This window comes from Achromobacter sp. Marseille-Q0513 (genome assembly GCF_018195695.1).
In the GTDB taxonomy this organism is placed as follows: Bacteria; Pseudomonadota; Gammaproteobacteria; order Burkholderiales; family Burkholderiaceae_B; genus Achromobacter.
In genome coordinates this window covers 1-341 of sequence record NZ_JAGTJY010000634.1, presented here as the reverse complement: position 1 = coordinate 341, position 341 = coordinate 1, and the positions used below count along the sequence as shown (strand labels likewise).

Annotated in this window: 1 protein-coding gene; it reads right to left on the bottom strand. The window is 55.1% G+C overall.

Features of this window, described 5'->3' with window-relative positions:
* Positions 1 to 235, bottom strand: a 235-nt coding sequence (locus KDH83_RS32085; protein ID WP_212323251.1) for a hypothetical protein, incomplete at its 3' end; no start/stop codon positions are given.
* Positions 236 to 341 lie beyond the last annotated feature (106 nt).

The window sequence follows — 341 nt, the reverse complement described above, 5'->3', positions numbered from 1 at the left end:
ATGCCGAGGTGGCCACGATGGAGATATAGGTGTCCGCCACGGCGACAATGGTAGGCGGACGGCTATCCCGACAGTTCATGGGATCGATCTGGATGCGAGGACTCATGCCATCGCCTTCTTCGTTGTTGACGTAGGTGGATGCGGCGAAATGGGAAGGTTCTCCCGTTGCGGTGACGCTGCTTATCTTGAAGTAGCCCGGGTCTGCGTCGACTGGAAAAAGCCGCTCGACAGCCATGTGTGCATATGCTGCCGGTGTCGAGCTCAGAACGAGCAGAAGGCTGAGGATTGATCTTCTTGATTTCATACTCTTCTTCAGCAACGGGGCGAAACATGCATTTGAG